Origin of the sequence: Saccharopolyspora gloriosae (assembly GCF_014203325.1) — a bacterium.
GTDB classification, from domain to species: domain Bacteria; phylum Actinomycetota; class Actinomycetes; order Mycobacteriales; family Pseudonocardiaceae; genus Saccharopolyspora_C; species Saccharopolyspora_C gloriosae.
In genome coordinates this window covers 2793306-2807679 of sequence record NZ_JACHIV010000001.1, presented here as the reverse complement: position 1 = coordinate 2807679, position 14374 = coordinate 2793306, and the positions used below count along the sequence as shown (strand labels likewise).

The following is a 14374-nucleotide window of genomic DNA, read 5'->3' as shown; positions in this document are numbered from 1 at the left end:
CCCACCACGACCGAGCAACCGAATTTCACCGGCCGAGGCGCGAGGTGATGCCCGACACGTCGGGTTGACCGTGCCGCGACGGCACGGCGTGTGCTGGTTGCAGCGCCTCACCAGCCCGATGAAAGGACTCCGATGACCTCACCCGCACGCCTCTCCGTCGAGGACCTGGTCGGCCCGCCCGAGCGCGCCGGTGCGTCGATCTCCCCGGACGGCGACCGGATCGCCTTCCTCGCGCCGTGGAAGAACCGGCTCAACGTCTGGGTGCAGGACCTCGGCCGGGACGGAGGAGCCGACGGCGAGCCGCGCTGCGTGACCGCCGACGAAGTCCGCAGCGTCACGAGCTTCGAGTGGACGCACGACCCGCGCTGGCTGATCTACGCGCAGGACAGCGGTGGCGACGAGAACCACCACCTGTTCCGCGTAGACCTCACCGACCCGGAGGCACCGGCCGTCGACCTGACGCCGTACCCGGGGGCGCGGGTGCTGAGCCACGAGCAACCGCACGGGCGCCCGGGCACGGTGCTGCTTCAGATCAACCACCGCGAGGTCACCGAGATGGACCTCGCCGAGCTCGACATCGCGACCGGCGAGCTCACCGTGCTCGCGGAGAACCCGGGCCAGGTCATGGACTGGCTGCTCACACCCGATCAGGAGCCGCACGCGCTGACCCTCAACGACGGCGGTGACATCGTCCTGTCCCGCTGGAACGCGGGCGACCCCGTCGAGATCGCGGTGTTCCCCGGCAGCGATCACCCGCTGGGCATGTTCCCGTTCGAACTCGCCGCCGACGGCGGCGGCGTGTGGCTTGGTTCGTGGGCGGGCGGCGACCGGCTGCTGCTGGCCCGGGTCGACCTGACCACCGGCGCGGAGACGCTGGTCGACGAGCACCCGGAGCTGGAGCTCGACGGGATGCGCCGCGGGGTGGAGCAGATCGGGTCACCGCTGATCCGCAGCCCGCGCGACGGTGCGCTGCTGGGCGTGCGGTACCTCGGCGAGAAGCAGGTGATCCGGCCGCTGACCCCGCGGTTCGCCGCCGTGCTGGAGGCGCTGGAAGCGCTGTCGGACGGGACCATCGGGCGGTTGTCCTGCGACCAGGACGAGCAGCGCTGGGTCGTCGGCTTCGACCACGACCGCGAGCCCAGCGCCACCTGGCTCTACGACCACGCGACCGGGGAGAGCAGGCTGCTGTTCCGCCCCTACCCGCACCTGGATCCCGCGGCGCTGGCGCCGATGACACCGGTGACGATCCCGGCCCGCGACGGGCTGGCGCTGCCGTCGTTCCTGACGCTGCCGGTCGGAGTCGAACCGAGCCGGTTGCCGTTGGTCCTGCTGGTGCACGGCGGCCCGTGGTACCGCGACTCGTGGGGCTTCAACGAGGCCGTCCAGCTGCTGGCGAACCGGGGCTACGCGGTGCTTCAGGTCAACTTCCGCGGCTCCGTCGGCTACGGCAAGGCGCACATGCAGGCCGCGATCGGCGAATTCGCCGGAGCCATGCACGACGACCTGATCGACGCGGTCGACTGGGCCGTGGCGCAGGGCTACGCCGACCCGGACCGGGTCGCGATCTTCGGCGGCTCCTACGGCGGCTACGCCACGCTGGTGGCGGTCACCCTCACCCCGGACGTGTTCGCCGCCGCCATCGACTACGTCGGCATCTCGGACCTGGAGAACTTCATGCGGACCGTTCCGGTGTTCGCCCGCAAGCAGCTGACCAACAACTTCCACCACTACATCGGCGACCCCGACGTGCCCGAGCACGTCGCCGACATCCGGGCGCGGTCCCCGATCCACCACGTCGACGAGATCCGCACGCCGCTGATGGTGGCCCAGGGCGCCAACGACGTCCGGGTGGTGCGGGCCGAGTCCGACAACCTCGTCGCCGCCCTGCGCGACCGCGGCGTGGACGTCGAGTACCTGGTCAAGGACGACGAGGGCCACGGCTTCCTCAACCCGGAGAACCAGATCGACTTCTACCGCAGAGCCGACCACTTCCTCGCGCGCCACCTCACCGGTTCCTCCGACGTGGCCTGCTGATCGGTCGTCGGTAGCGGAACCTCAGCGGTTTCCTCGCTGCGGGATCTTTTTTCCGAGTGGCTCCGCCACGAGGGAAAAAGCCGTCCTCGCGAGGAAACCGCTGAGAACCCGCCGGTGGTCGGCCTGCTCTGGTGGTCACTGCTCAGCGGCTTCGCCGCTGACAAGACGCAGACGGCTACAGGCGGAGAAGTTCCGCTACCCGGGCACACTGCGAAACGAGCTCTCACCCCGCTGCCAGCACCAGTCCGCTGGTGGGTACTCCTGTTCCGGCGGTGACCAGCACGTTGTCCACGTCGTCGAGCTGGTTCACCGCCGTGCCGCGGATCTGGCGCACCGCTTCGGCGATGCCGTTCATGCCGTGGATGTAGGCCTCGCCGAGCTGCCCGCCGTGGGTGTTGACGGGCAGCGCCCCGTCGAGGCCGATGCCGCCGTCGGCGATGAAGTGCCGGGCCTCGCCGCGTGCGCAGAAACCGAGTTCTTCCAGCTGCACCAGCACGAACGGCGTGAAGTGGTCGTAGAGGATCGCCATCCGCACGTCGGACGGCCCGAGTCCGGCTTGGCTCCACAGCTGCCGGGCCACCAGTCCCATCTCGGGCAGCGCGCCGAGCTCGTCGCGGTAGTAGCTGGTCATGGTGAACTGGTCCGGTCCGCTGCCCTGCGCGGCGGCCCGGACCAGCGCCGGCTGGTTCGGCAGGTCCGCGGCCCGTTCGGCGCTGACGACCACGACGGCCACGCCGCCGTCGCTCTCCTGGCAGCAGTCGAGCAGGTGCAGCGGCTCGGTGATCCACCGGGAGGCCTGGTGATCCGCCAGGGTGATCGGGCGACCGTAGAACCAGGCGTTCGGGTTGGTGGCCGCGTGCTGCCGGTCGACGACGGCGACGCGGCCGAAGTCCTCGCTGGTGGCGCCGTACTCGTGCATGTAGCGCCGGGCGAACATGGCGACCTGCGCGCCCGGGGTGCCCAGTCCCACCGGGTAGCTCCAGCTGTTGTCCACTCCGGACGACGTGGGCGCGGCAGCGGCGGCGGCCTGCACCTGGCCGAACCGCTGCCCGGAGCGCTCGTTGAACGCCCGGTAGCAGACGACGACGTCGGCGACACCGCTGGAGACCGCGAGCGCGGCCTGCTGCACCGTGGCGCAGGCGGCACCGCCGCCGTAGTGCACGCGGCTGAAGAAGCTCAGCTCCGGCACGCCGAGTTCGCGCGCGAGGGCGATCTCGGTGTTGTCGTCCATGGTGAACGTGACCAGACCATCCACATCGGACGGTTCCAATCCGGCGTCGGCCAGTGCGGCGCGGGACGCTTCGGCGGCGAGCTGGAGTTCGCTGCGGCCCGAGTCCTTGGAGAACTCCGTCGCCCCGATGCCCGCGATGGCGGTCTTGTCCGCGAAGCTCATGCCACCACCTCCGGCAGCGCCACCACGACGGTCCCGCGCATGTGCTCGCCGAGCCCGTTGCGCCCGAGCACCTCCACCTCGAACCGGGTCTCCCCCTCGGCCGTGGAGCTGTCGAGCACTTGGCCGAACAGCGTCAGCGTGTCGTGGGCGTAGCACGGCACGCCGAGCTTGACCGACACCGAGCGCACCAGCGCCTCCGGGCCCGCCCAGTCGGTGACGTAGCGCTGCGCGATCCCGGTGCTGGTGAGGATGTTGACGAAGATGTCCTTCGATCCCTTGGCCTGCGCCAGATCGCGATCGTGGTGGACGTCCTGGAAGTCCCTCGTGGCCAGCGCGGTGCTCACGATGTAGGTCGGGGTCATCTCGATGCGTTCCTCCGGCAGGGCCGCGCCCACCCGCACTTCGGCGGACGTCCTGGTCCGTGGCAGCGCGTTCATCGCGCACTCCTTCGCTGTCGTGGCCGCCAGAACGGCATGCTGACCTGGTCGCCGTGGCGGAAGTCCACTTCGACGCGCAACCCCACCGACACCTCGTCGGGGTCGACGTCGTGCAGTTCGCCGAGCATCCGCACGCCCTCGTCGAGTTCGACCAGCGCGATCACCAGCGGCAGCTCCTTGCCGGGCAGCGGCGGGTGGTGGTGCACGACGTAGCTGTAGACCTCGCCGTGCCCGGCCGCGACCAGGTGCGTCGGCGCGGTGGCGCCGCACTCCGGGCACATCGGCCCCGGCGGGTGGCGCAGCAGGCCGCACTGCCCGCAGCGCTGGATGCGCAGCTCACCGGCGGCGGTGCCCTCCCAGAAGTACGCGGTGTCCCGGTTGATCGCGGGCAGGATCGCCGGGGCCGCCGCCGGGGCCGCCGCCGGTTCCGGTGCCGGTTCGGGCGGTGCTTCCCGCGACGGCGGGCGGAACTTCAGCACCCGGAACATCATCTCGGCGACCGGCTCCGCTCCGACGTACCAGACGTTGCGGGTGGTGACGAACCAGCCTTCGCCGAGTCCGGTGCGCTTCGGGCCGACGACGGATTCGAGCCGGGTGGTGACCGCGACGCGTTCCCCGTGGCGCAGGTACCGGTGGTAGGTCTGCTCGCAGTTGGTCGCCACGACGGACCCGAAGCCGAACTCGTCGAGCGCGGACATCATGGCGTGCAGCGGATCGTCGGTCTCGTAGTCGGGGTGCAGGCCCGGCATCGTCCACACCTGCGCCATCGCGGGTGGCGCGACGAGTGCGCCGTGCGCGGATTCGGCGGCGGCCTCGGGAGAGGTGTAGACGGGGTTGCCGTCGCGCAACGCCTCCACCCAGTTGTTGATCATCGGCTGGTTCACCGGGTCGCGGGCGAGCCGGGGGCCGGACTCCCCCGCCGCCTTGATCCGCTCCGCGATCGCCGGGATCGCCTGGTCGGTGTCGCGCGCTTCGTCGGTCTCGACGGTCATGGCTCGTCGTGCTCCCTCCGGTCAGCGGGGCACTCGGGGCAGCCCGAGCCCGGCCGTGGCGATCAGTTCCCGCTGGATCTCGTTGACGCCGCCGCCGAAGGTGAGCACCAGGTTGCGCTTGGCCAGCACGTCGAGCCAGCGCAGCAGATCCGCGGTCTCGGGGTCGGCGGGGTCGCCGTGGCGGGCGACGACCTCTTCGAGCAGCCGGCCCAGCGACTGGGTGCGCTCGGAGGTGAACACCTTCGTCGCGGAGGCGTCGGCGACTTCCACCGGCCCGTCCGCCGCCGCGGCGACCTGCCAGTTCAACAGCTCGTTCACGCGAGTGCAGGCGTGCGCGCGGGCCAGCGCCCGCCGCACGTCCGGCAGCTCCGGCAACGGGGTACCGTCCGGGTCGGTTCGCCGCCTTGCCCACTCCCGGACCCGCTCGGCCATCCCGTCGATCCGCCCGGACGGGCCGAGCATGACCCGCTCGTGGTTGAGCTGGGTGGTGATCAGCTTCCAGCCCCGGTCCTGCTCGCCCACCAGCAGCCACTCCGGCACCCGCACGTCGCTGAAGTAGGTCGCGTTCACGTGGTGCGCGCCGTCGCAGGTGATGATCGGCGTCCAGGAGAACCCCGGGGCCGAGGTGTCCACGACGAGGATCGAGATCCCCTTGTGCCGGGGTGCGTCCGGGTTCGTGCGGCAGGCCAGCCAGATGTAGTCGGCGTCGTGGGCGCCGGTGGTGAAGATCTTCTGCCCGTTCACCACGTACGAGTCGCCGTCGCGCACGGCGGAGGTGCGCAGCGCCGCCAGGTCGGTGCCCGCTTCCGGCTCGGTGTAGCCGATCGCGAAGTGGATCTCCCCGGCGAGGATCTTCGGCAGGAAGAAGTCCTTCTGCTGCTGCGTGCCGTAGGCCAGCAGCGTCGGCCCCACGGTCTGCAGCGTGACCGACGGCAGCTGGACGTCGGCGCGCGCCGCTTCGCTGGCGAAGATGTGCTGCTCCAGCGGGCCGAAGCCGCGACCGCCGTACTCGACGGGCCAGCCGACGCCGAGCCACCCGTCCCGCCCCATCCGGCGCACGACTTCGCGGAAGGCGGCGTTGTGCCGGTCGGTGGCCATCGCTTCGCGCTCCGCCGGGGAGATCAGGCCGCTGAAGTACTCGCGCAGCTCGGCCCGCAGTGCCTGCTGCCGTTCGGTGCAGTCGATGAACATCCGCGCTCCTCACCGGCCCGCGAGCCGGTCGGCGAGCGCGTCGAGCACGTGCCCGGCCCCGCCCAGCGCCCGCGCCAGGTCCTTGACCAGCGAATAGTGCCGGTGCATCGGGTAGGTGACGTCCAGCCCCGCACCGCCGTGCAGGTGGTGGCACACGTGCATCGCCGCCGGTGCCTCCTCGGCCAGCCACAGCGCCGCGACCGCGAGGTCCTCATCGGGGTCGCGCCCCTCGGCCAGTCGCCAGCAGGCCGACAGCGCCGCCAGGTGCAGGGTCCGGGACGCGATGTAGACGTCGGCGATCTGACCGGCGACGGATTGGAAGGCCGCCAGCGGCCTGCCGAACTGGGTGCGGGTGCGCACGTGCTCCGTGGTGAGCGCGAGCGCGCCCGCGACCGCGCCGTCGCCCGCCGCGCACATCCCCGCTCGCGCGCAGCGCAGCAGGTCCGGCAGCGCGTCGGCGCCGCCGAGCCGTTCCGCCCGCACCGCGTCGAAGCGCAGCGTCCAGCCCGTGCCGCCGGACATCGGCGCGGCCTCCGCCACGAGCCCGTCCGCGTCCGGGCGGACCAGGGCGACGGCGGTCGTGCCGTCGTCCAGCGCGACCGGAACGAGGATCTCCCGCGCGAGGTCGGCGTGGAGGACGTCGGTCTTGGTGCCGGACACCAGGAATCCGGCGCCGTCCCGGCGAGCCGAGGTGCGCGGTGCCGCGGTCAGCGGTGCCGACGGTTCGCTGAGCGCCGCGGTGAGCACCTGCCCGGAGTCCACGTCGCGCAACAGCCGGTCCTGCTGCTCGGCGGTGCCGTGGCGCACCACCGGCAGCACGCCGAACGCCAGGGTCGCCAGCGCGGGCACGTCGGCGGCGTGCCGTCCCACTTCGGTCAGCACCACGGCGGTCTCCATCGGGCCGAGTCCCGCGCCGCCGAGCCGCTCCGGGACGGCGATCGACAGCAGCCCCGCCGTCGCGAGCGCCTTCCACAGCGCCTCCTGCGAACCGGTTCCACCTCCCGCGTCCGCGCCGGCGCTCCGCGCGCGGTCCCGTTCCCGGGTCAGCACCTCGGATGCCAGTTCCCGCAAGGGTTGCTGCGTGTCATCGAGCGCGAACTCCACACCGGCTCCCCGTGTCGTCCCGAACGAACAAGAATGAAACTTGTTCTAGTTCTAGCCGCGATCGGCGTCGTCCGCAAGACCGCACGACCGGCCGCGGAAGCGAAAACGGGCGGGCTCACCCGCGCGGCAGGCCCAAAATCCGTTCCGCCGCAACGGTCCGCAGGATCTGCGTGGTGCCACCGGCGATGCTCAAGCAGCGGGTGAGCAGGAACTCGCGCGTCGGATCCGCGGCCACGCCGTCGGCGGCGGCACCCTCCGGACCGAGCACGTCGAGCGCTGCCTCGGCCACGTCCTGCCGGTGCCGCACGCCCACCAGCTTCTCCACGCTGGACTGCGCGCCCGGATCGCGGCCGTTGAGGCTCAGCAGCGTCGCCCGCAACCGCAGCAGCGAGACCGACAGCCCCTCCGCCACCAGTGCGCCGAGGCGTTCGTGCTCCGCTGATCCCGGCCGGACGCCGCGCTCGCGGGCCAGCGCCAGCAGCGCCTCCACGTCCTCGCCGAGCGCCGAGCCGCCGCTCATCGCGACCCGCTCGTTGGACAGCGTGGTGCGCGCCAGCCGCCAGCCCTGACCGGGCGCTCCGACCACCTGCTCGTCGGGGACGAACACGCCGTCCAGGAACACCTCGTTGAACACGGCCTCGCCGGTGATCTCCCGCAGCGGGCGGATCTCGATGCCGTCAGCGGCCATGTCGACCAGGAAGTAGGTGATCCCCCGGTGCTTGGGCACCTCGGGATCGGTGCGGGCCAAGCAGATCGCCCAGTGCGCCTGCCGGGCCATCGACGTCCACACCTTCTGGCCGTGCAACCGCCAGCCGCCGTCCACGCGTTCCGCGCGCGTGCGCAGCCCCGCGAGGTCCGACCCCGCGCCCGGTTCGCTGAACAGCTGACACCAGGTGATCTCCCCCAGGGCTGTGGGGCGCACGAACCGCTCCTGCTGTTCGGCGGTGCCGTGCTCCAGCAGCGTGGGCACCGCCCAGCCGCCGATGATCAGGTCGGGCCGTGCGACCCCGGCGGCGCGCAGCTCCTCGTCGATGAGCAGTTGCACCCCCGGAGCCGCCGCGAGCCCGTAGGGCTCCGGCCAGTGCGGGGCGAGGTATCCCGAGGCGTAGAGCCGTTCCCGGCGCTGCTCGTCGGGCGAGGCGGCGAGCTCCTCGACGAAGGCGCGGACCTCCGGCCGCCGGGCCGCGACGTCGGCGGGCAGTTCACCGCTGACGCCGAGCCGCCGCCGGGCGCCGCCCAGCGCCAGCTCGGCCGCGCGAGCCCGCCAGGCGGAGCCGCCGCCGAGCCACTGCCGCAGCGCGAGGGCCCGCCGCAGGTGGAGGTGCGCGTCGTGCTCCCAGGTGAACCCGATGCCGCCGAGCACCTGCACGCAGTCCTTCGCGGTGTCCACCGCCGCGTCCAGCGCGACCGCTCCGGCCGCTGCCGCCGCCAGCGGGTGCTGGCCGGGGTCCTCGTCGAGCGTGCGCGCGGCGTCCCAGGCGAGCGCCGCGACCTGCTCGGTCCGGCAGAGCATCTCGGCGCACAGGTGCTTGACCGCTTGGAAGGTCCCGATGAGCTGCCCGAACTGCTCGCGGGTGCGGGCGTGCTCGACTGCGGTGCGCAGGCACCACCCGGCGACGCCGGAGGCTTCGGCCACGGCGGCGGTCACCAGCACGTCGCGGACGTCCGCCGTGCTCAGCTCCGGCAGCAGTGCGTCGTCCGGGATCGCGACGTCGACGAGTTCGACGCGCCCCAGGGAACGGGAGAAGTCGAGGGCCCGGCGGGCTTCGACGGTCAGCCCCGGGCTCTCGGCGTCGACCAGGAACCACCGTTCCCGGCCGTCCGGCCCGCGCGCGCCCAGCAGCAGGTGCGAGGCGTCCGGCGCGGAGGGCACCGGGTCGACCGCGCCGGACACGACCAGGCCGCCGCCGGGGACCCGCTCCGCCGACAGATCTCCGACCTCGCTCGCCACCGCGACGGGGAGCTCACCGGCGGCCAGCGACCGCAGCAGCTCGCCGTCACCACCCGCCCGGCCGAGCAGCACGCCCGCCGCGCAGGTCGACAGCACCGGCCCTGTGAGCAACGACTCGGCCACCGGTTCCAGCGCCGCCGCGAGGTCGGCCACACCGCCGCCGGCGCCGCCCGCGCGCTCCGGCACCGCGATGGCGAACACGCCCAGCTCGGCGAGCTCCGCCCAGGCGCGATCCGGTTTCCACCGCGCACCGGGCTCCTCCCCCGCCCGCACGTCGGGGCCGGAGCTCTCCGCCCAGGCCCGGACCGACTCCCGCAGGTCCCGCTGCACTTCGGTGATCGCGATCGGCATGACGCCTCCCCTGTCCGCGGAACCGCAGAATAATAGAACACGTTCTACCTAAGCCAGGGGAATTCTGCGTAGGCTCGGGCCGACATCCGGACGTGAGAGGAACCCAGTGACACCGACCGCACCGACGCCAGCCGACAGCCCGAGCGCGGAGCACGCGATCCCGCCGGACCTCGCGGCCAAGGCCGACCAGGCGATCGGCTTCATGCCCGCCGACGAAGGCCTCGCCCTGCACCGCGCCGCCATCGACTTCCTCGGCACCGGCGTCGCGCTGGAAGTCGGCTCCTACTGCGGGAAGTCGACGATCTACCTCGGCGCCGCCGCCCGCGCCACCGGCGGTCGCGTCGTCACCGTCGACCACCACCGGGGCTCCGAGGAGCACCAGCCAGGCTGGGAGTACCACGATCCGGACCTGGTCGACCCGCAGGTCGGCAAGCTCGACACCCTCGGCGAGTTCCGCAGCACCATCGCGGGCGCCGGGCTGGAGGACGAGGTCATCGCCATCGTCGGCAGCTCCCGCTCGACCGCCGCGATCTGGCGCAGCCCGCTGAACCTGGTCTTCATCGACGGCGGCCACACCGACACCGCCGCGAACACCGACTACGAGGGCTGGGCGCCGTGGGTCGCGCCGGGCGGGGCGCTGGTCATCCACGACGTGTTCCCCGACCCCGCCGACGGGGGCCAAGCGCCGTACCGGATCTACCGCCGCGCGCTCGACAGCGGGAACTACGACGAGGTCCGAACGGTCGGCTCCCTGCGCGTGCTGCGCAGGATCAGCGGCACGCTCGGCGAACTCTGAGCGGCACCGCTGCACTGCACCGCTGCACCCGGGAGGCGAAACCTCACCGCCTGGCTCGGCTTCCCAGGTGCGTTGTTCGTCGTTGTCCTGTCAGCGGCGAAGCCGCTGAGCAGCGACCAGCTTGAGCAAGCCGACCACCCGCGGGTTCTCAGCGGTTTCCTCGCGAGGACAGCTTCTTCCCTCGTGGCGGAGCCACTCGGGAAAAAGCTGCCACACCGGCCAGGGGCGCAGCGAGGAAACCACTGAGGTTCCGCCACCCGACCCCTGCACAAGCCGAGGACGCGGGCCCCGGCTTCTGTCGCTACTCGCCGACCAGTTCGGAGATGTGGGTGTCGCAGCCGCAGGCGTCGTCGACGGGCAGGCCGGAGCGCAGGCCGCCGACGTGGAAGATCCCCCCGCCGGGGGTGGCGCCGGACAGGGCGTCCGCGGCGAGGACCACCGCTGCGCCGGTCCAGGTGGTCTGCTCCACCGGCCAGCGCTTGCCGTCGGTGTAGACCAGGCCCGTCCAGTACGAGCCGTCCTGCTCGCGCAGGTGCTGCATCGACGCCAGCGCCTCCACGGCCCGGTCGCGCCGTCCCAGCAGGTCCAGGCTCAGCACCAGCTCGCAGGTCTCGGCGCCGGTCACCCACGGGTTGTCGTCGACGCAGCGCACTCCGAGGCCGTCCACGAAGAAGTCCGGCCAGCGCCGCGCGATCCGGTCCCACCCCGCGTCGTCGCGCAGCGGACCGCCCAGGACCGGGTAGTACCAGTCCATCGCGTAGCGGTCCTTCTCCGCGAACGCCTCCGGGTGGTGGCGCAGGGCGTGCGCGAGACGGCCCAGCGACACCTCCCAGTCCGGCTGCGGGGAACCGAGGTGCTCGGCCAGCGCCAGCGCGCACACCAGGCTGTGGTGGATGCTCGAACTGCCCGCCAGCAGCGCCTCACCGCCCACCTCGCCGCCGGTGCCCCGCGCCCACGCGATCTCGCCGCGGGCGCGCTGCAGGCGCAGCACGAAGTCGATCGCGCGGCGCACCACCGGCCACATCCGCTCCGCGAACGCCGCGTCCCCGGTGATCATGAAGTGGTGCCAGACACCGACCGCCGGGTACGCGCAGAAGTTCGTGTCCGAGGCGGCGTCCTCCACCACCCCGGCGCGGACCTGCAACGGCCAGGAACCGTCCGCGCGCTGGGTCGTGCGCAGCCAGTCGTAGGCGCGTTCCGCCTCGACCAGCAGGCCGGCCGCCGACAGGGCCATCGCCGACTCCACGTGGTCCCACGGGTCGACGTGACCACCGGGGAACCACGGCACCGCGCCGGAGCGCTCCTGCACCGCGGCGATCGACCTGGCGGTCTGCAGCACATCGGCCGACGAGAGCACCCCGTCGACGGCCGGCAGTTCAGGCACCAACGACCTCCGGTTTGTACAGGTACACCGCCAGGCTCTTGCCCAGCACCGGGTTGAGCGCGGCCTCCGCGGTCCGGGTCAGCCACGGCTTGCTCATGAGGTCCCACACCAGGAGCTTGTGGTAGAGCTTCGGCAGCGGGTGGTCGGTGTTGTCGACGCCGACGGCGCACTTGAGCCACCAGTACGGCGCGTGCAGCGCGTGCGCGTGGTGGTGGTGGACCTCGCGCAGGCCCGCCTCGCGCAACCGGCCGATCAGCTGCTCGCGGCGGTAGATCCGCACGTGGCCGCCCTCGACCTGGTGGTACTCGTCCGACAGCGCCCAGCAGATCCGCTCCGGCCACTGCCGCGGCACGGTCACCACGACCCGGCCGCCGGGCTTGACCACGCGCACCAGCTCGCGCATGGCCTTCTCGTCCTCCGGGATGTGCTCCATGATCTCGGAGGCGATCACCTGGTCGAAGTGGTCGTCCGGGAACGGCAGCCCGAGCGCGTCACCGCTGACCGTCGTCGCCGAGGCGCCTTCCGGGACCTCCCCGGCTGCGGCCATCGCCCCGAACATCGTCTCGACCTCGGCCAGCGCCTCGGTGTCCTGGTCGAAGGCGATCACGTTCGCCCCGCGCCGCAGGTACTCGAAGGAGTGCCGCCCGGCACCCGCTCCGAGGTCGAGCACTCGCTGACCCGCTCGCACCCCGAGCAGGTCGAAATCCACCGTCAGCACTTGTTCCCCGCCATTTCCGCCTCCGCTTCGGCATAGCACTCGGCCGTGGCCGCGGCCACGGACGCCCAGCTGTACTTCTCCAACACCCGTTTCCGGCCGTTCTCGCCCATCCGGCGCCTGCGCTCCGGGTCGTCGAACAGCCTGCCCAGCGCGCCGGCGAGCGCTTCCGCATCGCCCGGCGGCACCAGGTCGGCGCACTCGCCGTCCGGCCCGGCGACCTCCGGGATGGCGCCCGCCCTGCTGGCGACCAGCGGCGTCGCGCAGGACATCGCTTCGACGGTGGGCAGCGAGAAGCCTTCGTAGAGCGACGGCACGCAGGCGATCTCGGCCGATCCCACCAGCCCGGCCAGCTCCTCGTCGCTGATGCCGCTGACGGTGCGCACCGCACCGGAGATGCCCAGTTCGTCGATGAGCCGGTCGGTCGGCCCGCCCGGCGTCGGGGAGGCGACCAGCACAAGCTCGACCTCCCGCTCGGTGCGCAGCTTCGCCACCGCCTCCAGCAGCGTGCCGACGCCCTTGAGCGGGGTGTCCGCGCTGGCCATCGCCACGATCCGGCCGGGCACCCGCGGCGGCTCCGGCGGGCGGAACACCTCGTGGTCGACGCCCAGCGGCACCACGCGGAGCCGTTCGGGCGCGACGTCGAAGTCCTCGACGATGTCGCGGGCCGAGGACTCCGAGACCGTCAGCAGCTCCGGGATCCGCCGCGCGACCCGGCCCTGCATCCGCAGGAACCCGTACCAGCGGCGGACGCCGAGCGTGCGCCAGCCGGAGACGGCGTCCAGCTCCAGCCGCCGGTCGTGCGTGATCGGGTGGTGCACGGTGGCCACCAGCGGAAGTCCCGCCCGCCGCAGGCCGAGCAACCCGTACCCGAGGCACTGGTTGTCGTGCACCACGTCGAACTCCGAGGCCCGCGCGCGCAGCAGCTTCGCCGCGCGGAGGCTGAAGGTCAGCGGTTCCGGGAAGCCGGCCGACCACATGGTCGCGACCTCCAGCACGTCGGTGAGGTCCCGCAGCTCCCGCCAGTGCGGGGTGCGGAACGGGTCCTCGTCCCGGTACAGGTCCAGGCTGGGCACTTCGGTCAGCTCCACGCCCGGATCGAGATCCGGGTACGGCGGTCCGGAGAAGACCTCGACGCGGTGGCCGAGTTCGACGAGCTCGCGGCTCAGGTTCCGGACGTAGACACCTTGCCCGCCGCAGTGCGGCTTGCTCCGGTACGACAGCAGCGCTATTCGCACGTATTCACCTCGCGGGGCCGCCGCGGCTCGCAACGGGTAGACTGGAACATGTTCTCATTAAGGCATGAGGTCAGCGCAGACCTGCCGGAGGCGGTGTTCAACGGGACATCGCCGCACCACCTACGCACGTTGAGAGGACCGACCTCATGAACGCCATGCCTCGACGCGGTTCCGCCGCGGCCAACGCGGCCAGTCTGCTGGCCGAGGACCAGGGCGGCTCGGCGGCGCAGAACGCGCGCCGCAAGCGGATCATCGACGCCACCATCGCGCTCGCCGGCAAGGGCGGGTACGAAGCCGTCCAGATGCGTGCGGTCGCCGAAAAGGCCGACGTGGCCCTGGGAACGCTCTACCGGTACTTCCCGTCCAAGATCCACCTGCTGGTGACCGGCCTGGCGCGGGAGTTCGAACGCTCCCTGGACCGGCTGGACCGCACCAAGATCCCCGGTGACACCCCGTACGACCGGGTGCTGTTCGTGCTGTCCCGCACGACCCGCACCATGCAGCGCAACCCGCAGCTGACCGAGGCGATGACCCGCGCGTTCATGTTCGCCGACACCTCGGCGGCCACCGAGGTCGACGCGGTCGGCGCGCTCACCGAGACGTTGTTCAGCGGGGCGATGACGACCGGTGACGACGAGCCCACAGAGGAGCAGCGCGCGATCGCCCGCGTCATCGCGGACGTGTGGCTGTCGAACCTGGTCGCCTGGGTCACCCGGCGCGCGTCGGCCACCGACGTGGCCAACCGGCTGGAGCTCACGGTTCGCCTGCTGCTGCGCTGATCCGTCGAC

General features: G+C 72.2%; 12 protein-coding genes. 3 read left to right on the top strand and 9 right to left on the bottom strand.

Annotated elements, in window-relative coordinates; all coding sequences use genetic code 11:
- Positions 1–132 precede the first annotated feature (132 nt).
- A complete protein-coding gene (locus tag BJ969_RS12435) occupies positions 133–2034 on the top strand; it encodes a S9 family peptidase (RefSeq protein ID WP_184479094.1) in 1902 nt (633 codons plus the stop codon).
- 223 nt (positions 2035–2257) lie between these two features.
- Here the strand turns inward: BJ969_RS12435 and BJ969_RS12430 are convergent, their stop codons facing one another.
- The 6 genes from BJ969_RS12430 to BJ969_RS12405 form a co-directional block, all read right to left on the bottom strand.
- The gene (locus BJ969_RS12430; RefSeq protein ID WP_184479093.1) at positions 2258–3427 is read right to left on the bottom strand and encodes a lipid-transfer protein; all 1170 of its coding nucleotides are present in this window, start codon (positions 3425–3427) and stop codon (positions 2258–2260) included.
- Positions 3424–3864, bottom strand: coding sequence for a MaoC family dehydratase (locus BJ969_RS12425; RefSeq protein ID WP_184479092.1), 441 nt, complete (start codon positions 3862–3864; stop codon positions 3424–3426). The genes BJ969_RS12430 and BJ969_RS12425 overlap by 4 nt, the downstream gene beginning before the upstream one ends.
- A complete protein-coding gene (locus BJ969_RS12420) occupies positions 3861–4856 on the bottom strand; it encodes a bifunctional MaoC family dehydratase N-terminal/OB-fold nucleic acid binding domain-containing protein (protein WP_184479091.1) in 996 nt (331 codons plus the stop codon). The genes BJ969_RS12425 and BJ969_RS12420 overlap by 4 nt, the downstream gene beginning before the upstream one ends.
- Positions 4857–4877: 21 nt before the next feature.
- The gene (locus BJ969_RS12415) at positions 4878–6047 is read right to left on the bottom strand and encodes an acyl-CoA dehydrogenase family protein (protein WP_184479090.1); all 1170 of its coding nucleotides are present in this window, start codon (positions 6045–6047) and stop codon (positions 4878–4880) included.
- Positions 6048–6056: 9 nt separating this feature from the next.
- On the bottom strand, positions 6057–7151 hold the full coding sequence (locus BJ969_RS12410; RefSeq protein WP_184479089.1) for an acyl-CoA dehydrogenase family protein: 1095 nt from the start codon (positions 7149–7151) through the stop codon (positions 6057–6059).
- Positions 7152–7266: 115 nt separating this feature from the next.
- Positions 7267–9453 carry an acyl-CoA dehydrogenase family protein gene (locus BJ969_RS12405; protein ID WP_184479088.1) on the bottom strand — a complete coding sequence of 729 codons (2187 nt, stop codon included), beginning with the start codon at positions 9451–9453 and terminating at the stop codon, positions 7267–7269.
- A gap of 106 nt (positions 9454–9559) precedes the next feature.
- Between BJ969_RS12405 and BJ969_RS12400 the strand changes: the two genes are divergently transcribed.
- Positions 9560–10249: a class I SAM-dependent methyltransferase gene (locus tag BJ969_RS12400; protein ID WP_343071359.1), complete on the top strand. Its 690-nt coding sequence runs from the start codon at positions 9560–9562 to the stop codon at positions 10247–10249.
- A gap of 301 nt (positions 10250–10550) precedes the next feature.
- On the opposite strand, the gene BJ969_RS12395 is transcribed toward BJ969_RS12400, so the two are convergent.
- The 3 genes from BJ969_RS12395 to BJ969_RS12385 are packed head-to-tail and all read right to left on the bottom strand — an operon-like array spanning position 10551 to position 13586.
- A complete protein-coding gene (locus tag BJ969_RS12395; protein ID WP_184479087.1) occupies positions 10551–11633 on the bottom strand; it encodes a prenyltransferase in 1083 nt (360 codons plus the stop codon).
- Positions 11626–12351, bottom strand: a complete 726-nt coding sequence (locus BJ969_RS12390; RefSeq protein ID WP_184479086.1) for a methyltransferase domain-containing protein — start codon at positions 12349–12351, stop codon at positions 11626–11628. The genes BJ969_RS12395 and BJ969_RS12390 overlap by 8 nt, the downstream gene beginning before the upstream one ends.
- Positions 12345–13586 (bottom strand): glycosyltransferase, encoded by a 1242-nt coding sequence (locus BJ969_RS12385; protein ID WP_184479085.1) that lies wholly within the window; start codon positions 13584–13586, stop codon positions 12345–12347. The genes BJ969_RS12390 and BJ969_RS12385 overlap by 7 nt, the downstream gene beginning before the upstream one ends.
- A gap of 146 nt (positions 13587–13732) precedes the next feature.
- Here BJ969_RS12385 and kstR point away from each other — a divergent pair, with 146 nt between their 5' ends.
- The gene (gene kstR, locus BJ969_RS12380; RefSeq protein ID WP_416309412.1) at positions 13733–14365 is read left to right on the top strand and encodes a cholesterol catabolism transcriptional regulator KstR; all 633 of its coding nucleotides are present in this window, start codon (positions 13733–13735) and stop codon (positions 14363–14365) included.
- Positions 14366–14374 lie beyond the last annotated feature (9 nt).